This window comes from Acinetobacter suaedae, assembly GCF_008630915.1.
Classification (GTDB): Bacteria; Pseudomonadota; Gammaproteobacteria; order Pseudomonadales; family Moraxellaceae; genus Acinetobacter; species Acinetobacter suaedae.
This window is the reverse complement of the sequence record NZ_CP043909.1, coordinates 336802-358806: the sequence shown is the minus strand read 5'-3', so window position 1 is coordinate 358806 and position 22005 is coordinate 336802. Positions and strand designations below refer to the sequence as shown.

General features: G+C 39.7%; 22 protein-coding genes. 13 read left to right on the top strand and 9 right to left on the bottom strand.

Going from position 1 to position 22005, the window contains the following annotated elements:
* The first annotated feature begins 1 nt into the window (after nucleotide 1).
* Together glyQ and glyS are read left to right on the top strand one after the other, a co-directional pair.
* Nucleotides 2-991, top strand: a complete 990-nt coding sequence (gene glyQ / locus F2A31_RS01700; protein ID WP_150024909.1) for a glycine--tRNA ligase subunit alpha — start codon at nucleotides 2-4, stop codon at nucleotides 989-991.
* Complete coding sequence (glyS, locus tag F2A31_RS01695; protein ID WP_150024908.1) at nucleotides 991-3090, top strand: glycine--tRNA ligase subunit beta; 2100 nt, start codon at nucleotides 991-993, stop codon at nucleotides 3088-3090. The genes glyQ and glyS overlap by 1 nt, the downstream gene beginning before the upstream one ends.
* Before the next feature lie 224 nt (nucleotides 3091-3314).
* On the opposite strand, the gene F2A31_RS01690 is transcribed toward glyS, so the two are convergent.
* Entirely contained in the window at nucleotides 3315-3587 is a 273-nt protein-coding gene (locus tag F2A31_RS01690) for a hypothetical protein (RefSeq protein WP_228127383.1), read from the bottom strand.
* A gap of 439 nt (nucleotides 3588-4026) precedes the next feature.
* Here F2A31_RS01690 and F2A31_RS01685 point away from each other — a divergent pair, with 439 nt between their 5' ends.
* Nucleotides 4027-4446, top strand: a complete 420-nt coding sequence (locus F2A31_RS01685) for a hypothetical protein (protein WP_150027618.1) — start codon at nucleotides 4027-4029, stop codon at nucleotides 4444-4446.
* A gap of 51 nt (nucleotides 4447-4497) precedes the next feature.
* Here F2A31_RS01685 and F2A31_RS01680 read toward each other — a convergent pair whose 3' ends face one another.
* Nucleotides 4498-5994, bottom strand: coding sequence for a flavin-containing monooxygenase (locus tag F2A31_RS01680; RefSeq protein ID WP_150024907.1), 1497 nt, complete (start codon nucleotides 5992-5994; stop codon nucleotides 4498-4500).
* 233 nt (nucleotides 5995-6227) lie between these two features.
* Here F2A31_RS01680 and F2A31_RS01675 point away from each other — a divergent pair, with 233 nt between their 5' ends.
* Nucleotides 6228-6641 carry a hypothetical protein gene (locus F2A31_RS01675; protein ID WP_150024906.1) on the top strand — a complete coding sequence of 138 codons (414 nt, stop codon included), beginning with the start codon at nucleotides 6228-6230 and terminating at the stop codon, nucleotides 6639-6641.
* A 92-nt stretch (nucleotides 6642-6733) separates the two neighbouring features.
* Here the strand turns inward: F2A31_RS01675 and F2A31_RS01670 are convergent, their stop codons facing one another.
* Nucleotides 6734-8077, bottom strand: coding sequence for a S8 family peptidase (locus F2A31_RS01670; RefSeq protein ID WP_150024905.1), 1344 nt, complete (start codon nucleotides 8075-8077; stop codon nucleotides 6734-6736).
* Nucleotides 8078-8147: 70 nt separating this feature from the next.
* Nucleotides 8148-8459, bottom strand: a complete 312-nt coding sequence (locus F2A31_RS01665; RefSeq protein WP_150024904.1) for a hypothetical protein — start codon at nucleotides 8457-8459, stop codon at nucleotides 8148-8150.
* Between the two features lie 563 nt (nucleotides 8460-9022).
* Here F2A31_RS01665 and F2A31_RS01660 point away from each other — a divergent pair.
* A complete protein-coding gene (locus tag F2A31_RS01660; RefSeq protein ID WP_150024903.1) occupies nucleotides 9023-9673 on the top strand; it encodes a hypothetical protein in 651 nt (216 codons plus the stop codon).
* A gap of 71 nt (nucleotides 9674-9744) precedes the next feature.
* Here F2A31_RS01660 and F2A31_RS01655 read toward each other — a convergent pair whose 3' ends face one another.
* Nucleotides 9745-11016 (bottom strand): hypothetical protein, encoded by a 1272-nt coding sequence (locus tag F2A31_RS01655; RefSeq protein ID WP_150024902.1) that lies wholly within the window; start codon nucleotides 11014-11016, stop codon nucleotides 9745-9747.
* 112 nt (nucleotides 11017-11128) lie between these two features.
* Between F2A31_RS01655 and F2A31_RS01650 the strand changes: the two genes are divergently transcribed.
* Complete coding sequence (locus F2A31_RS01650) at nucleotides 11129-11908, top strand: class I SAM-dependent methyltransferase (protein WP_150024901.1); 780 nt, start codon at nucleotides 11129-11131, stop codon at nucleotides 11906-11908.
* Between the two features lie 8 nt (nucleotides 11909-11916).
* Nucleotides 11917-12459 carry a hypothetical protein gene (locus F2A31_RS01645; RefSeq protein ID WP_150024900.1) on the top strand — a complete coding sequence of 181 codons (543 nt, stop codon included), beginning with the start codon at nucleotides 11917-11919 and terminating at the stop codon, nucleotides 12457-12459.
* Nucleotides 12460-12538: 79 nt separating this feature from the next.
* Here F2A31_RS01645 and F2A31_RS01640 read toward each other — a convergent pair whose 3' ends face one another.
* The gene (locus F2A31_RS01640; RefSeq protein WP_004641202.1) at nucleotides 12539-13102 is read right to left on the bottom strand and encodes a hypothetical protein; all 564 of its coding nucleotides are present in this window, start codon (nucleotides 13100-13102) and stop codon (nucleotides 12539-12541) included.
* 169 nt (nucleotides 13103-13271) lie between these two features.
* On the opposite strand from F2A31_RS01640, the gene F2A31_RS01635 reads away from it, so the two are divergent.
* Entirely contained in the window at nucleotides 13272-13904 is a 633-nt protein-coding gene (locus F2A31_RS01635; RefSeq protein ID WP_150024899.1) for a class I SAM-dependent methyltransferase, read from the top strand.
* On the opposite strand, the gene F2A31_RS01630 is transcribed toward F2A31_RS01635, so the two are convergent.
* On the bottom strand, nucleotides 13901-14368 hold the full coding sequence (locus F2A31_RS01630; RefSeq protein WP_150024898.1) for a Holliday junction resolvase-like protein: 468 nt from the start codon (nucleotides 14366-14368) through the stop codon (nucleotides 13901-13903). The two genes, F2A31_RS01635 and F2A31_RS01630, sit on opposite strands and share 4 nt — an antisense overlap.
* A gap of 132 nt (nucleotides 14369-14500) precedes the next feature.
* Between F2A31_RS01630 and F2A31_RS01625 the strand changes: the two genes are divergently transcribed.
* The 3 genes from F2A31_RS01625 (at nucleotide 14501) to yccS (ending at nucleotide 18820) form a co-directional block, all read left to right on the top strand.
* The gene (locus F2A31_RS01625; RefSeq protein WP_150024897.1) at nucleotides 14501-15145 is read left to right on the top strand and encodes a ParA family protein; all 645 of its coding nucleotides are present in this window, start codon (nucleotides 14501-14503) and stop codon (nucleotides 15143-15145) included.
* A gap of 121 nt (nucleotides 15146-15266) precedes the next feature.
* Nucleotides 15267-16364 (top strand): AI-2E family transporter, encoded by a 1098-nt coding sequence (locus F2A31_RS01620; RefSeq protein WP_171490617.1) that lies wholly within the window; start codon nucleotides 15267-15269, stop codon nucleotides 16362-16364.
* A gap of 305 nt (nucleotides 16365-16669) precedes the next feature.
* Nucleotides 16670-18820, top strand: coding sequence for a YccS family putative transporter (yccS, locus tag F2A31_RS01615; RefSeq protein WP_150024895.1), 2151 nt, complete (start codon nucleotides 16670-16672; stop codon nucleotides 18818-18820).
* 21 nt (nucleotides 18821-18841) lie between these two features.
* Here the strand turns inward: yccS and craA are convergent, their stop codons facing one another.
* Both craA and F2A31_RS01605 read right to left on the bottom strand, forming a co-directional pair.
* On the bottom strand, nucleotides 18842-20074 hold the full coding sequence (gene craA, locus F2A31_RS01610; protein ID WP_456049284.1) for a chloramphenicol efflux MFS transporter CraA: 1233 nt from the start codon (nucleotides 20072-20074) through the stop codon (nucleotides 18842-18844).
* A gap of 339 nt (nucleotides 20075-20413) precedes the next feature.
* Nucleotides 20414-20785 (bottom strand): hypothetical protein, encoded by a 372-nt coding sequence (locus tag F2A31_RS01605; protein WP_150024894.1) that lies wholly within the window; start codon nucleotides 20783-20785, stop codon nucleotides 20414-20416.
* A gap of 256 nt (nucleotides 20786-21041) precedes the next feature.
* On the opposite strand from F2A31_RS01605, the gene F2A31_RS01600 reads away from it, so the two are divergent.
* Together F2A31_RS01600 and F2A31_RS01595 are read left to right on the top strand one after the other, a co-directional pair.
* Nucleotides 21042-21632: an NAD(P)H-dependent oxidoreductase gene (locus F2A31_RS01600; protein WP_150024893.1), complete on the top strand. Its 591-nt coding sequence runs from the start codon at nucleotides 21042-21044 to the stop codon at nucleotides 21630-21632.
* Nucleotides 21633-21644: 12 nt separating this feature from the next.
* Nucleotides 21645-21959, top strand: a complete 315-nt coding sequence (locus F2A31_RS01595) for a putative quinol monooxygenase (protein WP_150024892.1) — start codon at nucleotides 21645-21647, stop codon at nucleotides 21957-21959.
* Nucleotides 21960-22005: the final 46 nt, after the last annotated feature.

Here is a 22005-nt window from a genome sequence, read left to right as displayed (position 1 = left end):
CATGAGTCGTGCTATATCGCATATTGATACATTTCAGGGCTTAATTCTTGCCCTACAAAACTATTGGGCGGAGCAAGGCTGCGTCGTATTACAACCATATGATATGGAAATGGGTGCAGGTACATTCCACACTGCAACTTTCTTACGCGCATTAGGTCCAGAAACTTGGAACGCGGCTTATGTTCAACCTTCACGCCGTCCGAAAGATGGTCGTTATGGTGAGAACCCAAACCGCTTACAACACTATTATCAGTTCCAAGTGGTACTTAAGCCAAACCCAGACAATATCCAACAGCTGTATCTTGATTCGTTAAAAGCGATCGGCATCGATACCCTAACGCACGATATTCGCTTCGTAGAAGACAACTGGGAATCTCCAACTCTTGGTGCTTGGGGCTTAGGTTGGGAAGTTTGGCTCAATGGTATGGAAGTGACTCAATTCACTTACTTCCAGCAAGTCGGTGGTGTTGAATGCTACCCTGTTACTGGTGAAATCACATACGGTTTAGAACGTCTTGCGATGTACCTTCAAGGTGTAGACTCAGTTTACGATCTTGTTTGGACCAAAGGTCAGTTCGGCACAGTGACTTATGGTGATGTATTCCATCAAAATGAAGTGGAACAATCGACCTATAACTTTGAATATGCGCCAGTCGATAAATTATTTGAATTATTCGATTTCTATGAAGCTGAAGCAGCTCGTTTAATGGAGGCTGAACTTCCACTTCCTGCTTATGAGCAAGTGATTAAAGCATCGCATAGCTTTAACTTATTAGATGCGCGTGGTGCGATTTCTGTAACTGAGCGTCAACGTTATATTTTACGTGTTCGTACCTTAGCGCGTTCAATCGCTCAAAGTTATGTGGCTGCGCGTGCGAAACTCGGTTTCCCAATGGCAGAACCACATTTACGTGATGAAGTATTAGCGCAGTTAAAAGCACAAGTTGAGTTCGATGCAGCCCAAGCTGAAAAAGCGAAGGAGAATAAATAATGACAAAGCATACTGTTTTATTCGAACTTGGCTGTGAAGAACTTCCACCAAAAAGCTTAAAAACTTTGCGTGACGCTTTAGAAAGAGAAGTAAAAGAAGGATTAGAAACAGCTGGTTTAATTAACACCCAGATTGATCTAGTTTTAGATGACAGATCATGTATAGAGAGTTATGCAGCACCACGTCGCTTAGCATTAAAAATTACTAATGTTGCAGCAGCTCAAGCAGATACACAAAAACGTTTTGACGGCCCTGCTGTACAAGCGGCATATGATGCAGAAGGTAAACCAACTAAAGCACTTGAAGGCTTTATGCGTGGTCAAGGCATCACGGTTGATCAGCTTTCGACGTTCCAAGCAGGCAAAGTTGAAAAAGTTTGCTTTTTGAAAGATGTGAAAGGTCAAAGCCTTGATGCTTTACTGCCACAAATTTTACAAACTGCATTAGACAACTTACCAATCGCAAAACGTATGCGTTCAGCTGCAAGTCGTACTGAATTCGTACGTCCAGTAAAATGGGTCGTATTGCTGAAAGATGATCAAGTGGTTGAAGCAACCATTCAAGATCATAAAGCAGGTAATGTGACTTATGGTCACCGTTTCCATGCACCTGAAGCAGTGACTTTAGCGCATGCAAATGACTACCTTGCTGCTTTAGAAAAAGCTTATGTGGTTGCGAACTTTGAAAAGCGTCAAGCAACGATTCAAGATCAAGTGAAAAAGTTAGCTGATGAAGTCAACGCAACTGCGATTGTCCCAGCAGACTTACTTGATGAAGTCACCAGCTTGGTTGAATGGCCAGTTGCATTACGTGCGACTTTTGAAGAACGTTATTTAGCTGTTCCTCAAGAAGCATTGATTACCACGATGCAGGACAACCAAAAGTATTTCTGTTTGATCAATGCAGAAGGTAAATTACAGCCTTACTTCATTACTATTTCAAATATTGAGTCAAAAGATCCGATTCAAATTATTGAAGGGAATGAAAAAGTTGTACGCCCTCGTTTGTCGGATGCAGAATTCTTCTTCCTACAAGATCAAAAGCAACCGCTTGCATCTCGTAAAGAAAAACTCGCAAATATGGTATTCCAAGCACAGTTAGGTACGCTTTGGAACAAATCAGAACGTATTGCTAAATTAGCCGTTGCGTTGTCACCAATTACAGGTGCAAATGCAGCCGATGCTGAAAAAGCAGCTTTACTGGCTAAATGTGATTTGACCTCTGAACTTGTAGGTGAATTCCCTGAACTTCAAGGGATTGCAGGCACGTATTATGCTCGCCTTGAAGGTGAGAATCATGAAGTTGCTGAAGCTTTAGGTGAACAGTATTTACCTAAGTTTGCGGGTGACGTATTACCACAAACCAAGACAGGTACAACCATTGCCCTTGCAGATCGTTTAGATACGCTTGTTGGTATTTTTGGTATTGGTCAAGCACCAACAGGTTCTAAAGATCCATTTGCATTACGTCGTTCTGCAATCGGTATCTTACGTTTGATCATTGAAAATGAACTCAATGTGACGATTGAAGAACTGGTGAACTTTGCGCTTCAAGGTTATGGTGATGTAGTTAAAGATCATGACAAGACGCGTGCGGATGCCGTTGCGTTCCTTGAAGGTCGTTACCGTGCTAAGTATGAAGACCAAGGCGTAGCGGTTGATGTGATTCAAGCTGTTCAAGCACTTGCTCCAAAATCTCCTCTTGATTTTGATAAGCGTGTGACTGCGGTCAATCATTTCCGTACTTTGCCAGAAGCGGCTGCATTGGCTGCGGCAAACAAACGTGTTGCTAATATTCTTGCCAAAGAAGCAACGCCTGAAGGAAGCGTCGTTGAAGCGAATCTCGTTGAAGCTGCTGAAAAAGCACTTTATGCAGAACTTCAAGCATTGACACCAGTGGTTCAGCCTTTACTTGCTGCACGTAACTATACAGAAGCGTTGTCTAAACTTGCTGCTCTTCGCGCGCCAATTGATGCTTTCTTTGAAGGCGTAATGGTTATGGCAGATGATGCAGAGTTAAAAGCGAACCGCTTACGTTTACTCGCTCAATTACGTGATTTATTCACAGCAATTGCAGATGTGAGTGTTTTGCAGGGTTAAGCCTTTAGGACACTTGATCTTTTAAATAAACCCCACTATATATTTTTTATAGTGGGGTTTATTTTATCAGGTAATCATCAGCCAAATTTTAATATAAATTTCCATTATGTGATTCATCTGAATATATTACTGATACTTAACGTTGGAAATCAGATGTTCCTCGACTTAAACGATTTGCTAGGTGGCTGGGCATTGTCCTTGTTGAAGTGCCAGTAGCCTCTGCTTTAACCAACCCACGGCTTGATGATTTGCCCATTCCAAGGAAGGAAAGCGTAGCCAGAAGAAGCATCTTGCAACGCACCTTGAACTTCCATCAGCGTGTTGATTTCATCAAGTGCCATTTCTAGATCATCAATGGTTACCTCAAACCGAGCATCGCACAGACTGATGCTTTGTTCATGTTCAGTTCCTTCAGCGATCTCTTGGGCCTCTTTGATAACGTGAGGCTCCCGAACCAGAACTATTTGAAATTTCGAAGAGCCGGAACGTTCCACCATCAAAGAGTTTCCGTTCTGATGAACTTGCAGGTTGTACGCTCTCAGTTCTTGTTCTGCTCGCTCGAGGGTACAGCTGTCACTACGAAAGAGGATAAGGCACGATCCTTTCATTGGATACTCCAAAGAAGCCTAACTATTCTTATGAAGCAGAAATGACAAATAAGATTCCAAATCCTGCCTCATGAGATACCTATTATGATTAAAAATAAAACGTGAAAATATTGATTTTACTGAATTAAAACTATCATGGGGAAAACAGGACGTCAACGATCATAATTTCTTAATTTGGTGAGGTAGCGAATACAAACATATGTGCTATCAAACTAAACAGACATAATTTTTACGCTCTGTATCAATTTCACATCAGCTACATTCTTTTCTTGAACTTGGCGATAAGATATAAAATCTCGATTACGTATCGCTGAAAGGATAAAAGATGATGAAAAAAGTACCTGCACTGTGTTTAGCGACTGCACTGATCGCATCGTCTTCTCTCTGGGCAGCCGAAACAAATACAACTACAGCGAATGCACATACTGCAACGGCTGAAAGAACTTTACCTTATGGTGACAACCCAAGCCTTGGTCGAGTATTGCTATATAAAACAGGTAAAGGCATGCAAAACCTAGGTGAATCCATCCAAGGTGCATCTGAAAACACCTCACAAAAAATGAGTGAGAGATGGAAAAACACCAAAGAATATACCGCTGAACAATCTGAAATCGTTCAGGAACAAACACAAAAAGCCAAACAGTACACTGCAAAAAAATGGCAAGACACCAAAGATGCGGTGGTTGGTACCAATGATGGAAATGTTCCTATTGAGCGTGCTGAACTCAGCCAACCGTCATCGAATTAAAAATAAAATACCTCTAATCAAAAGTTAGAGGTATTTATTAATGGCAGATATTTAAGCTGTTTCAGTTTCCAGCTTAACCTGATGATCAATTAGATATTCATTTAATTTAAAACGGCTGAGTTGTTGGCGCATCTTAAACGTTGTCCACGGCCAGACCGTACTATTGCGCCCGTTCTGATCAATGAAATAACTCTGACAACCACCCTTGTTCCAAACCGTGGTTTGTAAAGCCTCTTGTACGCGTTGATTAAACTCAGCGATACGCACAGGATCAGGTTCTATGGTTTTGATATTATTTTTAATCGCTTGTTTCAACGCATCTATAATATAAGTGAGCTGCGCTTCAATAATGATAAAAGCCGAAGAACTCACCGCAATATTCGGTCCAAACATCAAGAAACCATTCGGGCAATCTGCCACCATCGTTCCCATATAACCTTCTGGACTGCCCTGCCATACACCAGACATGCTTTGTCCATAACGGTTATAGACACGCTGAGCTATTGGCGGTTCAGCCACCTCAAAACCCGTCCCAAGAATGATCACATCAGCCTCAAAGCTTGAACCATCACTGGCAATTAACTGCTTGCCTTTGACTTCGCTCAACGCACCTGCGACAACATCGACATTTTCTTGTGCTAGGGCTGGATACCATTCATTAGATTGCAAAATGCGTTTACAGCCGATCACATAGTTTGGTGTGACTTTGGCGCGTAACTCAGGGTCTTTGATGCCCTGTTTAATATGAAATTCAGCAATACGCTGTACTTGCCGCATTGCAGCATTGCTTTGTAATCCACCATTTAAGGTTTCAAAGATGCCATAGACTGAACTACGCATCACCGACTGAGAGACAGGGATATATTTAAATAAAGTTTGAATGGCACTTGGCAGTGGCATATCTGACTTTGGTAATACCCAATGCGGTGTACGTTGAAATACTGTGAGATGTTTTACCAACGGCTGGATCTGCGGCACAAACTGAATTGCAGATGCGCCTGTACCGATTACTGCAACACGTTTATCTGTTAAATCCACATCATGTCGCCAACGAGATGAATGGAAAATTTCACCTTCAAAATCTTTGAGACCTTTTACATTCGGAATCACAGGTTCATGCATTGGTCCACATGCCATGATCGCAAATTGTGAATGTATTTCGCCTTGATTGGTTTTGATGATCCAGCACTGTTTAGCATCCGACCACGTTGCGGCTAAGGCTTCATGATTGAAATGAACATGCGGTAAAACTTGATATTTCTGCGCAGTGTTCTGTAAATATTGTTTGATTTCCGCTTGCCCTGCAAACACCCGACTCCATGTAGGATTCGGTTCAAAAGAATATGAATACAATGCCGATGGTACGTCACAGGCACATCCCGGATAGGTATTTTCACGCCATACACCACCGAGTTCATTGGCTTTTTCGAGCAAGATAAAATCATGAATCCCCGCTTGTTTGAGTTTAATCGCAGCCCCTAAACCCGCAAAACCACCACCGATTACAATCACTCGATAAAATGGCACAGTCGTTGACTTGGTATTCATGACTCGTTTTTCCTTTTTTATTCCGCCCACAACATCGCACAAAGGTTTTAAAGGGTCATTATCCTGATTGACCTTTTTAATGGTCATTTTTGATACAATTTACTAATCATATTTTTATTTTGTAGAAAGAATCCATTATAAATTGACATGGTCATTTCAAAAACTGAGTTGAACTGAACTCACTTGACCGACACACTGGAACTCTTGATATTTATAGCACTGGAATTTTGCACATGAATGTAACGCCATTAAAAGCACTTTTATTTTCAATAACAACAAGCCTTGGTTTTACTGCCTGTTCTTCTGCTCCGATCCAAACAACAACTGCTGTGCAAGTTTTAGAACAAGTTCAAAATATCGAAGCAACACCTTCTACTGAGAACAATATGGCAAAGCTCATCCAACAACCTAAAAATTGCTTTATTGAATTCACCGGTAATTTCGAGGGAGGACAGGCTGTGGAACATTGGATTTTTAATCGTCAAGGTTTAATTTCAGCAAGTACAAATACAACACAGTATTCAAATAATGTGACCTCGCCTACTCAAACTGCAGCCATATTTAATATTCAAGACCCAGCCATTCAAGCAAATTTTAAGAAGTTGCAAAGTAATTTTAGTGCTGACAATTTGGCAAAATGCCATTAATGATAAAAAACTCGTTGCATATTAAGATTATGCAACGAGTCATGGCACTTCTAAACGTACTATAGATCAACTTAAACTATAAAAAATTAATCTTAATTGGATGATAAGCCGTTGCTTGCAGCCAATACATCAATACGTGGGAAGACCAAACCAGTTCTCGTATCGGTAACTGGCTTCCCAGTAACTTTCAAACGGTGAATCGTTTGATCAATGCTCTCTGTTGGAGTCACACTATTGGCACGCAATAATGCAATTGCTCCTGCTACATGGGGTGCAGCTTGAGATGTTCCCCCTTGTGTCTCACCACCTGCGGTAATCAATGCACCTGGTGCGAGTAAAGTGACCAGTGAACCACCATTACTAAAACAAGTGACTTTGTCTGCAGCTGTGGTTCTATCTGTACAATTACTCCATGCCATAGTTCCCTGATTACTATCGTACACAGCTCCTACACGCACCGCACCTGCCACACATGCTGGTGAAGATATTCCATCTGCAAACCCATCATTACCAGACGCGACAACAGGAGCAACTCCGACTGCTCGTGCATTGGCAAATGCAGTTGCGTAACTACTGTTTTGGCATTCAGATGTATATTTCACACCCGATACACCCAAGCTCATATTAATCGCTTTAATATTATAAGCTTGGGCATTATTTACCGCCCAATTAATGCCTGCGAGAATATCACTATCATAGGCAGTGCTGACCCATTGTCCTTGGGATCGGACTTTCCTAAATGCATCAATACCAATGATTTTAGTTTTAGTTGCGACTTTAGCGACAATCGCTGCAACATTACTGCCATGACCATCATCATCCAAACTGCCATCATCAGGTGCAGTATCAAAGGAATGCACGACACGACAGGTTGAAGCTGGTGTATTTACTGCCGTACAACCAAAGTCCGAGTGCTTATAATTCACACCAGTATCAATCACCACGACACTTGAACCCTCCCCAGTAAAGCCATTATCAGCAGCCTGAGGTTGGTTAATTAGCGGTAAACTTTGCATCGTGGTCGGTGTATTTTTCCGATTCGGATATACCCCTTTAACCGAAGGATCATTTAAAACCTGAGCCAATGTCTTTCGATCTTGAATTCGATAGAGACCCAAAGGTAATCCATTGAATTCGCGTAAAGTTTGGAAGCCAGAGGCTTTTGCATACTTTGCTTTAAACTGTGTTTTTCCCTCAGCAATATGATTCCGCTTTTCTGCACTTGGTGAAATATGAGGGAAATTTGTCTCATACTCGATGAGTAAATCATTCGACTCATTATTCACCAAAGCATTAAGATCAATCTTGCCTTTTGCAACTTTAGCTAAAGCGGTCGAATCCAACTGTTGCTTTAATTGTGTTGCGCTTAGATCTGCTGCAGCATGAGTACTGTATAAAATACATAAACTTAGCAATAATAAAGTTTTATTTTTCAATTTCTATCTCCATTGTTCTTGGATAAAGAACATGTATCTCTCATGATCTTGGGTAAAGATCATGCGATGATTAAAGCGTTTTAATTTGATTTGCTGGATCTGTTTCTGGATCTATCGGTTGAATCGCTGGATCACTTTTGGTGTTATAAAATTGATCTTTCTCATCCGATGTCTCAGATTGATTCAATAAAGTTGTTGTTTTAATCTCTGTTTGCCTGTTCTCCTGTTGGTTTAATGGCTCGGAAGGAACTTCCAAATACTCATCTTTGATCTGATGGATATACAGATCATTGGATGAAGTAAGTGGATCGGATGGTTGGAAATAAAGCACGATTGCACCTAATCCAACCAATACAAGTAAAAACGCCGCAATCATTTTCATTTATATTCTCCTGTGTTTCTTTTACTGCTTATCTCAAGGTTTTGTTTTAATCATCTAATAACCAATAATTATTAACATTAATATTCACATTAATTTTCATGTTTTACAAACATTCAAATTCGTAAAATCAGTCTCGTCATAATGCACGGTTTCTAGATGGTAATTACCTCAAGGTAAAATAGTTTGAGAGATAAAAGGTTTTTATTAAAATCAATGAAAACCAAAAATAAATTTTTCACATTTTTATACCAAGCAATAAAAATGCCACTTTTCAGTTAAATTATTTTTTTCTAAATCGAGAGATAGCGACCACACTTTTTTTGTTTTTCCAACAAGACTGTCTCTTATTTCCACCATTATTATGACATCAAACAAATCAACTTTAAGCTATAATTTTCACATATATAGCCTCAAATCTTTTCTCCACAATTTATCACTAGAGTGTGTTTGCGCTGTAACGTGCTTGTAAAGTTTTGCTGAAATCCATAGCTTTCTTGCTTTTGCTCGCTATGATGCAATTGCGTTTATGAAGTGCCTTGGGCACATCACTGAAGGAAACCGCAATGAAAAAAATGATCAAAACAGCTATCGTGACAACTAGTATTCTTGCTTCTGCATCAGTTTTTGCACAAAACGTTGGCGCAAATGCAAGTGGCTCAGCACAAGTCTCTGTACAATCAAATGGCTTAATTAAAGGTGTTACGGGCGCAGTTAAAAATACTGCACAAGGCGTAGGTCAGACAGCACATCATGTTGGTCATGCCGCTGTAAACACTGGGGTAGATGTAACTCAAAAAACCGTGGGCACTGCTGCAAATGTTGGTTCATCTGTTGTACATACCACTGGTGCTGCCGTTAAAAATGGAACTCACTACGCGGTAGATAAAGCAGCTGATGGTCGAGCTTTAGCCGCTGAAAAGACTGCGGATGTTAAAGATCGTATCGAGGCGAGAAAATCAGCACATGAAAATCATGCCGCTGATGGCAAAGCAATATCTGCACAAAAAACAGCTGAAGTAAAAGCACGTATTGATGCGAAGCAAACAGCTCAAGCAGAAGCTCAAAATAATGCAGCTGAAAAGAAAGTAAAACTCCTTGACCGCATCAAAGGCAAAAAAGCAAATGCAAATGCTGAAGCCGGTGCAAATGTTGGTGTGAAAGTATTAGGTGTAAATGCAAATGTAAACACCAATGCAAAAGTGGGCGCAAACTAAGCTCAAACATTCAACGTAAAAAAAGCCTTTTGATCGTTCAAAAGGCTTTTTTTACGCTTCTGATTTCTCACTCAAATCAAGAATAATTTGGTCTGTTCATCTACGTTATTTTCAATAAAATGGCTTAAACCGTTTGTATCACAAGACAAAGTTAACTGCTTATAGCTCACACTGCAAAATTCAGCATATTGCTTGAAAATCAATGGCGATTGATCCAAAGGTAATGGCTCACCCAACGCGATGAGTTTATGGATACCACGATCATTCATCGTCAATAAATAATGATCACCATTCAACTCTAAATCCACTAAGGCGTTGCTTCTACCATTTAAAGGGAGCAAATATTGCGACTGTGCAGCAATCACATCTGCGCTATAACTTTCAAGTTTTAAACTCACCAAATTAAAAACCAAGAACTCATGCTGAGCAGTGCTTACTTTTGGACGCTGTGCCCCATTTTGCTGCACAAAATGCGGTAATGCTCCTAATTTCACTAAGTTCTGCTCAGTGCCCTGTTTCATTCGGAACAATTGCTGCACGAGTTTTTGTTTCATCACCGCATCGAAATAACGTTCATCTAACTGTAGATCGTTATCTTCTAAAATTTTTAATAACGCCTGATGATGTCGAGGCAGTAAAGCATCAAGTACATGACGATAATAGAACTTACTCTGCTTCTTCACTTGACGAACCCGCTGATAGAAGTAGGTAATATCAAATGGCTTTTCAACAAAATCATTCAGTAATTCAGAACTCGCCAAAACAGAAAGTGCTTCATGTCCTGTAAAGGGTAAATGAATCACATGCATTTGCGGTAATAATGGTTTAATTTTTAAGAAATGCTCTTTGTCTTCAGCAAAATATGGATCATAGACAATGATATATTCACGAGATGAATCAACTTCATCCGGTTGAATTTCCATATGTTGATGAATTGATACATCAAAAAACTCTGCATAACGGCGGTCTTGCACCACTTCAGGATCAATGGTGTATTGTGGTACAAAAGCCACAATTTTTTGCATATTCAATAAATTTGAATACTTAATGGCAGCATAGCCACCCATCGAGCCACCATAGCCGACTCGCTCTTTAAACTGTGCTAAAAATGGTTGAATCTGTTGCTGCATGTTGAGCATGCTGCTTTTGGGAAACCATGTCTTTTGCTTCGGCATAATGCCGATCACATTGTATTGGTATTTTATTAATGATTTTTCAGCATTGATGGACATGCCTTTAGCGCGACTAATCAAATCGCCAAACGAAACCACTAAAGTATCACTTGAACCTTTTAAAAAAATAACGCGAATATGATCATCTTCAAATATTATTTGTTTATCCATGCTCACACTAAAAAAAGATCCTTGATGGGAATCAACAAATACTTACTTTGCCAATCCAAAATTGCGGAGTATCTTATTTTATAGAGATCGGGCAGATTAAAAAGCGCAAAAAATGACACAATCCTTGCATCCAGCGGCACAAAAGGGCTTTAGTTTAGGGGCTGAACTCTACCAACAGGTTCGCCCCAATTATCCACAAGAAATAGGGGTTTGGCTGCAAGATCGACTCCAGATAGATGAAAATTCCACTGTTATCGACCTAGGTTCTGGGACTGGCAAATTCTTACCTTACCTCTTACAAACCCAAGCAAAAATTGTTGCAATCGAGCCTGTAACCGAAATGTTACAGCAGTTACAACAAGCACATCCTATGGTAATTTCACTACAAGCGTTTAGTGATCAACTCCCTTTGGATGATGAGTCCATTGATGCCATTGTTTGCGCACAATCATTTCATTGGTTTGCTAATCTAAAAACCTTGAAAGAGATGCATCGTGTGTTAACACCTTCAGGACATTTAGGCCTAGTCTGGAATCAACGCGATATTGACGTCGATTGGGTGAAAGCCCTAGCAAATGAGATTGCACCATTCGAAGGTGATTCGCCTCGTTACCATACTGGACAATGGAAACAGGTATTTGAACATCAAGGACTGTTCAAATTCAATGGACTACAAAACTTCCAGCTCTATCATCATGGTACTGTAGAGCAAGTGGTGAGTAAGCGCTTACTTTCGACCAGTTTTATTGCTGCCATGCCCCAACACGAGCAACAACGATTAAAGGCAAAATTTGAAAAAATTGTATTTGATTTTACGGGATTAAATCCGCAAGATCAGATTGACTTTCCTTATCGTACTTTTGCTTATCATTTTCAGAAAATATCAACTTGAGTGGAACTATGTCTAAAATTAAAAAAACGCTGGCGATCACATTTACATTAACTGCAGCGCTCATGCTCAGTGCATGTAACAAAGAACAACAACCCTCACGATCAAATGATCGAACGAGTGATTCTGTCAAAGATGCAATTGGTCAACTCAATCCAGTGCCAATCAAGCAATTTCCTGATACTGCAAATGACGCTGCGGATATTGCCATTCTAGAAGATTACGATCAACGCTTCACGGACATGACGGACAGTATGGAAATTGAAGTAGCGGAAATGCGTGAGAAAGGGACACTCACGCCTGAGTTTGAACAGCAACGCCAAAAGGATAATGTAAAATCTGCGCTGACCATGCTCAAGGAACTAGATCTTAAAACAGAACAAGGACGTTATATCCAAGGTCTACTCTATAGTTATTGGGAACATCAAGCCAAAGTTTTGGATCAACCGAATACTCAAGCAGATTCTGCTCAGCAAGTAGACCAACTTAATCAGTATTTGCATGCTCAAAGCCAATTACACCACTGGAAAAACAAGCAAACACCTGAAGACTAATTGAAAGTTTATACATTTATCTCATAAAAAAGCCCCTCATCTTAAACTCAGGGGCTTTTTTCCATTTAAAGCTATCTTTTTAAATTTTCTGTCTTTCGATCCATTCAATCGAACTCACGCGAAATAACTCACACGCCCCATCACCTACACCACCAGGAGTTAGAGAAGATGTCCAAACTAGATCCTTATCACGCACTTCAACCAACTCACCTTTTAGATTGACCAAATCCCCACGCTTGACCTGTTTGATTTGTTTTGCAATCTCAGGATTTGCTGGAATGATGTGCATATTTGATACCATTTTAATGGCTTGATCAGGTGGCACAGGCAAAGTTTTCATGTTCCAATTGAGATAACGATCATACTGACGAACAGAGATAGTTCGAGCAATTTCTGGATCGGTAAATAAATCCAGACTCACGGCGTAATCAATCGGTGAAAATTTTGCTTGTTCATCATCATGATAGACTTTAGAACCAAGAATTCGAAAGTTCCCATCAAAAGGTTGAAGCACAGAAATTGATTGGTACTTCACGACTGGCGCTAAGCCGTTGGCAATATTATATTCAACGCCATTACTTGATGCGTGTGTTTGTCCAAGTGCTGCAACCATGCATAAACTCATCCATAGACGCTTTTTCATGGCTCAATCATCCTCAAAATATCACTAAAAACTTAAAAAACTAACTCTCTTCATAGTATGCTTGGATGGTGAAAAAAAGTGCGTTTTTTAGTAACAATCAAACTCACTTTGGTCATATTTTTGTGCTGTTATTTATGTGTTGCTTTATTTAATCAAGGGATGGATCTGTATGATTTATCAATTTTATCAACGCCGTATCTTTCCTCATTTACTCAATCAAGTCATGCAAACAGCCAGTTTGATGGATCGACGTCGTGAACTATTACTGCCGATTGAAGGCGATGTACTAGAAATCGGCTTTGGTACGGGACTGAATATTCCATTTTATGGCAATATCGACACGCTATATGCATTAGAACCAAATCCTGATATCTACCAACTTGCGGTGGAACGTGTTCAACATGCGCCATTCTATGTCAAACATATTCAAGCCAGCGCAGAAAAGCTGCCTTTTGCTGATGCGTCTTTGGATCATGTTGTTTCAACATGGACATTGTGTAGTATTCCTCAACTCGACCAAGCACTTGCAGAAGTTTTCCGTGTGCTAAAACCAACGGGAACATTCCACTTGTTAGAACATGTCAAACATCCAGATTCTGCTAAAATCCAATCTCTACAAACGATATTAACACCTATTCAAAAGCGCATTGGCGATGGCTGCCATCTCAACCGAGATATAGAACATCATCTATTGCAAACAAAGTTTCAATTTGCAGAAAAAGAATATTTTGACGCTGAAGGTATCCCGCTTATCGCTCAAAAAATGTTATTGGCAAGAGTACAGAAATCAAAAATTGTTTAGTCTTCAAAATCAATTCTAAGCGTTTCAAAACGCACCCGCCCTTCTTGTACTGCTTGAGCAATGGCTTGCTGCCCTTTACTCAAGCGTGCACCGCCACTTTTGATATCCAATAAAATCACTTCAATATCTTCGGCTTCACCATCTCCATCACGAAAGTCGGTATAACCATCAAAAATGACATAATCCACTGGGTCACCCAAAAACTTAGCATCGCTGGGTAAATAACGAAACTCAGGAAGGATGGGTGCAAACTGCTCTGCCATTTTTCCTTTGAGTACTGCACGACTGGTATTCACACTGCGTTTCTGGGCATCTAATAATGCTTGTTTATGCTCTAACTCTAATTCAGCAATATATTTTTCATATTCAGCTTGGATCCGCCCATTACGGCTATGAGATAAAATAATTGTGGTTAAAACCACACCTATACATGCACCTATCAGCATTGCAAACCAAACTGACATAAAAACGTCCTTATCCTTCAACGTTGCTATTTAACTGCAACATTAAACTTTTGTCATGTGTCATACACTCTTGTGAAAAAGATGCTAAGGTATAGCTGAATATATAAAGACCTGTTAAATAAATCTAAGTTTATGAAGACAATATTAATCGCAAATCAAAAAGGTGGCTGTGGTAAGACCATGACTGCAATCACCCTTGCTACAGCATTATCACAAAAAGGATATAAGGTTGCTTTAGCAGATGCTGACAACCAAAAATCTTCATTACAATGGTTAAAACAGAGGCCTGAAACCGTCGCCCAAATTCAAAGCCTAGACTGGCGACATGAAAAATCAATCGGTGATGCGCCTAAGAATCTAGATTACTTGATTATTGATGCGCCTGGGGCACTCTCAGGTGAACATGCCGAGCAATTGGTCAGTGAAGCGCATGCGATTGTTACACCAATACAACCCTCGTTCTTTGATATTGATAGTACTCGTCGCTTTCTCAAGCATTTACAAGAGATTAAACGCATTCGCAAAGGTAAAGTACAAATTTTACTGATTGCCAATCGCGTCAAACCGAACAGTGCGAGTTCGAAAGATATTCAAAACTTTTTTACCAAAATTGAGCATCCTCCGGTGGCATGGATTTCTGAGCGAAGTGCTTATGGAACACTTGCAATGCAAGGTTTGAGTATCTTCGATAAACCGCAAAAGAATTTTGTAATGATACAAAGCCAATGGCAGCCTGTTTTAAATCAGTTGGTTGATGATCCAAGTGAATGGTTCTAGGCTTTGCAAAAAAACGTAATCTTTTGATATCAAATCTTAAAAGATGAAAAGGAAAATATCGCTGCTCTGATTTTTCAGTTAATATGGATTCATTCAACTTCAAGCACTAGAGAAAATTATGGTGCAACAATACGCTCCCATCTTACAACGCGTTTTGCTGTTTGGACTGTTCTTTGTCCTCATGTTTTTGGGATTTAATATTCTCAAATATTTTATTGTTCCCGTACTTTGGGCAGCGATTATTGCCTATATGACGTGGCCTGTTTATCTATGGGTACAGCGTCGCTTTTTTGGGGAAAATCGTCCAACTTTGAATGCGACGATCATGATCAGTTTGGTCATCCTAGTCATCGGAATCCCTTTTATTTTTGCGATTTTCTTACTGCAACTCGAGGGTCGAAATCTCTACCTCAACTTACAAAAACAATTATTTTCAGGTCACATTCAAGTCCCTGACTTTATTCGAAACCTGCCGGTTATTGGTGAAGACATTAGTCATACCATTAACGAACTCAGCGGTGACCCGAATAGCATCACCCGCAGTATTGCAGAATGGATTCAAAGCCATTTAAGTTATGGTCGCTTTGTCCTGAGTGAAATTAGTCGTAATTTGGTCAAACTGACCTTTGCCTTGATGACGCTATTCTTTTTCTATCGGGATGGACAAACCATTTTGGCACAAGTCAGTCGTGCTCTAGAAATGGTAATTGGACCGCGTGTTCATCATTACTTGCAAACCATCTCTGAAACCACCCGTGCTGTGGTATACGGGATTGGCTTAACTGCGGTTGCACAAGCACTTTTGGCTGGTCTAAGTTATTTTGTCGCTGGTGTACCTAATCCAATGTTATTGACGATTGTCACCTTCATATTGGCCTTAATTCCATTTGGAACTCCTGTTTCATATCTTGGGGTTGGGCTATGGCTATTTTCACAAGGACAAACGGTAGAAGCGATTGGTGTTGTCACATGGGGTGTACTCATTGTGAGTAGCGCAGACAATGTGATCCGCCCACTCGTGATCTCTGGTGCAACACAGATTCCATTCTTGTTAATTATGTTTGGTGTCTTAGGCGGCATTGCAAGCTTTGGTCTTGTTGGTTTATTTATTGGTCCTGTCATCTTGGCGGTATTACTGGCAATTTGGCGAGAATGGTTACATGAAAATGTAGAACAAAAGCCTGTAGCGCAACTTGAAGCCCCACCCGATCCTAAATAAATAAATCGTTGTGGATATCTAAAAAGATATCCACATTTTACTGATATATTCACTAGACTTCTTTCCAAAGCATTAACGCACTCTTTGTGTTTCCTTATAAAAAATCAAAGGTGTTTATGAAGAAGTCTAGTTATTATCCATTGCTTCTATTTAAAATCATAACTGTGCATGGATTTTGCTTATTATTACTTGAACAATCAACATAATCTTGATGAAAAAATGACATATCTTATTGATCAAACAATACCTCGATCAGGAAAATTTGTTTGTATGATAAAACCCAGATCAATTGAAGAAAAATAATCATGAATAGTCTGTATCTGCTCTTTAATCGTTTTGGATCAAATTCAATTCTGCGGTATTGCTTACAAATTTTTATTGTTTTAGTCGGCACAACACTACTACTACACGCATTCGGTCTGGGTGAATTTATTGTTCCGGTCACACTAGGTGCAATTGCAGCAGCCCTGACAGATTTTGATGACCGACTCAGTATTCGGCTACGAAACTTGTTTTACGTCTGCGTACTGTTCTTTACGGTCAGTACAATTTTAGCGTTTCTCGCACCTTATAAATTCTGGTTTATCGTTTATTTGAGTTTATCTAGTGCAGCTTTTGTACTCATGGGTGCATTGGGTCAACGCTACGCTACAATTTCTTTTGGCACAATCTTACTTTCCATTTACACCATGTTTGGTTTGGGTGATTACCCACATTGGTATCAGCAACCCAGTTATTTTGTCTGTGGAGCGCTGTGGTATGGTTTCACCTCTATCCTGTTCTTTATCATTCACCCCACATTACCGCTACAAGAAAAGATTTCGGCTACGTTTAAAGAAATGGGGGAACTGTTACAGAGCAAAGCTAAGCTGTTTGATCCTGACAATGTCGATAATGTTGAAACGCTTTTGTTTGAACTCTCACAGAAAAATGCGCAGGTGGTGAATAGTCTGAATCAAGCCAAACAGTCTTTACTTTCTCGACTCAAGTCCTCGCGTATTAATAACAGTAATATCTATTGGTTAAATTTGTATTATTTTGCCCAAGATATTCACGAGCAAGTCACCTCAAATTATTTGCATTATGAAAAAATTCATCAGAACTTTAGTCGCAGTGATTTAATTTTTCGTATTCAAAAAAATATGTTTCTACAAGCAACAGCCTGCAAAAAACTGAGTCAGGCATTGTTACATAAAACCACTTATCAAAACAGTCCACTCGCCGATGCTGCCCTTGCCCAACTCGAAGCATCAATGCGAGATTGGATTGCTCAACATCCACATAATCTAGAAGTTAAAAACTTAGAACTCATTTTGAATAACTTAAAAAGTATCCACGAACAATTCGCACAACTACAATTAAAACAAAACATCGAAACAGGATCACCTCAGCATCAACACGCACATCTCAATTTACTAGATGAAGATATCCAGGGATTTCAGGACTTTTTCTTAAAAATTAAACAGCATCTCAGTCCACAGTCTGCTTTATTTCGTCATGCTGTCCGTTTAGCAATCGTCTTTGCGGTGGGTTATGTAATTTCTTTGCTACCGTTTGCGAAAAATGGTTATTGGATTTTATTGACCAGTTTATTTGTTTGCCAGATTACCTATTTCGCAACCAAAAGTCGGTTAAAGCTTAGAACCATCGGCACGTTATTGGGTGTGCTGTTGGGCATACCCATACTGTATTTTGTTCCCAGTATTGAGGGGCAACTCATCATTACAGTGATTAGCGGTGTGTATTTTTTCTATTTACGCCAAAAAAAATACGCGCTTGCTACAGTGATGGCAACATTGATGGTTTTATTGATTTTTAATCTAAAGGGTGCCGGTTTTAGTATCGTTTTACCAAGGATTATTGATACGCTGATTGGCTGTGCTATAGCATGGTTAGCAGTGAACTTGATTTGGCCAGATTGGAACTTTCGCAATATTCCAGAAAACATCCGAAAAAGTAGCCAAGCAACGTTGGATTACTTAGATGCTGTCATCCAGCAATATCATCAAGGACGTTCCAATGATCTTGAATATCGAAAAGCGCGTCGTGCGGCCCATAATGCACAGATCGAGTTGTCTAATATGATTTCGAGCCTCAGTACCGAACCACAGCCCAATCAAGAACTGATCCATTATGCATTTCGCTACTTGGTCTATAGTCACAGTCAGTTGAGCTACGTTTCGGCACTCGGTCATCAACGTACTCAGATTCAAGATCAACATATTTTGGCATTGCTTGATCAAAGTGCTGAATTACTCAAACACACCTTGATCCAACAACAACCGATTCCGCATCAGCAAATCGAAGACATGCTAGTCAAAATCCAATACTTAAATTCACAAGGTCAGGTCTCCGAGCAAAAACAATTATTGTTAAAACAAATTAGTCTGTTACTCGAAACCCTTACTGAACTGGTGATGTTGAAAAACAAACTTCCTGAACTGGAAACTCGGTAATCAACCCACACCGTATCAATTCTAATTTATCCCTTGTTGCTGACGGGCTTGCATCACTTGTTTCAAGACCCGTCTCGGCTGAGCAAACCATACCGCGATCAAAGTCACACTTGCGAGTGCAAAAGCCCAAATATGGAAATGCGTATAAAGTACACGTACCAGTTCAATAATGACAAAGAAACTCATCATCATAATCATCGATACTGCTGCTGCAACTGTTCCTTTAGACACTTCTGAAGACATCAAGGCAAAACGATACATCACAGAGAAACTAATCCCCTCGCCAAAGCTGATCAAGGTCATACCAATTAATAAACAAGGCACTAAATACAGCGGCCAAATTACACCCAAGATCAGAAATAATGTACCGAGAAACATAATCGGCAAACCCACCAAGATGGTTTTACCTAATGCAAAGCGATCCATAACTTTGATCAAGACAATGTTGCCTGCAATCAAACCGAAGAAAATTGGAAATTGCGCCAAGCCATATTGCAAACTACTGAGTTTCAATTCATCGACTAAAATCACAGGAGATAATGCAATCCATAACATCAATGGCATCGCAACCAAAGGTAACGCTAAACTTGTACCGAGGAAACGATGATTACTAAATACCTTTTTGAAATCATCAAAGATATAAATAAATGGCTGCTTAGCTCTGCTTTCTTGTGCAGATGGCATAAATTTCTTTAAACCAAACCAACTCAAGAAAGAAACAGATGCAATTGCAACAAAGCCCCAATGCCATGAAATATGTTCAATTAAGAAAGCACCCAGCACAGGACCTAATAATGGTGCAAGCAGAGAAATATTGGCCATCAGCGCCATGACCTTAATCGCATCTCGCTCTTCAAATGTTTCTTGAATAGCCGCATAACCAACTGCGGAAATTACAGTTAGACCAATCCCTTGCAAGAAACGCAATGCTAAGAATTGTTCAATGTTATGGGTCAATAAAATCAACAAACAACATACCGTAAAGAAAGCCACACCCGCTAACAGAACTTTTTTACGTCCAAGTCGATCTGAAAGGGGGCCAAGCAACCATGCAACACTGGCGCCACCCAATAAATAAAATGACATGGATGAGGGAGCCCACGTCGCGCTCACACCAAATTCCTGGGTAATGGACAACATCGCGGGTTGAATCAAGTCATTGCCAATATAAACGGCAAACTCAAATAGCACCAAAGCCAAAGGAAACATGAGGGTGATACGGTTTAACCTCATGCTTTGATTATTCGTCATCATGATCTATTCACAAAAATAACCAATTCGGGTACGTCCCATTTCCGCAATAAAGGAAAAAGGATCACCACCACAATATTATGGTTTTGAATTAAATTTTGATTTCATGCTGTGAGAAAGCACGTGATAAATGCGAAAACACCGTATTCACAAGGTGTATATAAGAAAAAATATATTTTCGTGAGATTGATAAAATATTTTATCGTTAGGAAAAATTTCCATGCGCAACTTTAGCACTTTTTAAAAAACACCGCAATTTAGGCGCATGTTTTAATATGTGAATAACCCAAAAGTTATCCACAATATAGTCTATCTTTCAGTCAGTTTTAAATAAGTTCATCGTTAAGGACATAATTCAAACTGGAAGCTAGCTGTGTTCTCCCCTCTTGCACATTGATAGCTTTGTTTCTTATTGACGATTTTCCATACCGTTTGATCACGTTTCAATTGATATTCGGTACGAACGGCAATCACAGAATCATCCAGTTGTGATTGTTCAACGATAATCTGTGCGTCATTTGGGTTTTCAGCTCGATTAAATTGCTGATCTATTTTTAAATTACTGTCCTCATCAAATAAATCAGGCTGATCTAATAATACTGCATGCATCGCTGTACTCGGTTCAGCTTCAACTTGCTGTGAAGAGGATTGCACAGGTTGATTACATGCCGTCAAAAACAATCCTGCCCCTAAGATCATACAAAGTTTATGCATTTTTCATTTTCCTTCTGGACGTATCTATTTATGTTACTCCTCAGAAATAAATCGCCTAGTCATAATATGTATATAAGCTGCAAATCTATGAGGTATTCACGCGAAAAGCGATTTAACTCGAAGTTGAAATCTATCATTCAACTCACAATCGTTGATTTATAGTCAATAGTATTTTGCTTATTTATGCATTTTTGCTCATGAATGGCTTCTCTAGAATACACCCAAGTTTTAGGCAGCTATTTATGAGTTTAATTTTATGAGTAATATTTTAATTATTAATGGTGCTAAACAATTCGCTCACTCAAATGGTGAATTGAATGACACTTTAACGGATTTTGCTGAATCGCATTTAAAAGCTTTAGGTCATACCGTACAAGTAACGCGTAGCGACAGTGATTACGACATCCAAGCCGAAATTGATAAATATCTATGGGCAGATGTAGTGATCTATCAGATGCCAGGTTGGTGGATGGGTGCACCATGGACCATGAAGAAATACATTGATGATGTGTTTACCATTGGACATGGTTCACTATATGCCAGTGATGGACGTAGCCGTTCTGATGCCTCTAAAAAGTATGGTTCAGGTGGCTTGATCCAAGGTAAAAAGTATATGTTATCACTCACATGGAATGCACCAATGGAAGCATTTACTGATCCTGAGCAATTCTTTCACGGCGTGGGTGTAGATGGTGTGTATTTACCTTTCCATAAAGCCAATCAATTCTTGGGTATGGAATCATTACCTACATTTATCGTGAATGATGTAATCAAAATGCCAGATGTCCCAAGCTACATCGAAGCTTATAAAGCCCATTTAGATCAGCTTTTTGCGAGAGCCCATTAAGAGAGAAATGCTATGTTGACAATTATTGCAGAAATTCAGACACATGCAGGCGCAGAGCACCGCCAAGCCGTATTAGATGCATTCCAAAAAATCATTCCAACAGTATTAGCTGAAGAAGGTTGTCATGGTTATGCACCATTGATTGATCATCTACCAGCGATTGCTATGCAAACGCAAGATGAAAATAGCATTGTGATGTTAGAGCAATGGGAAAGTACCGCTCATCTTGAGGCACATATGCAAACGGCACATATGCTAAAGCATTTTGAAGCGACCAAAGCGCATGTGGCTGATGTGAAAGTGCGTATTTTAGAAGCTAGTTTTTAAAAACCTCTAATCACTTGATGGTCTTAGAGGAAAAAGGAAAGAATAG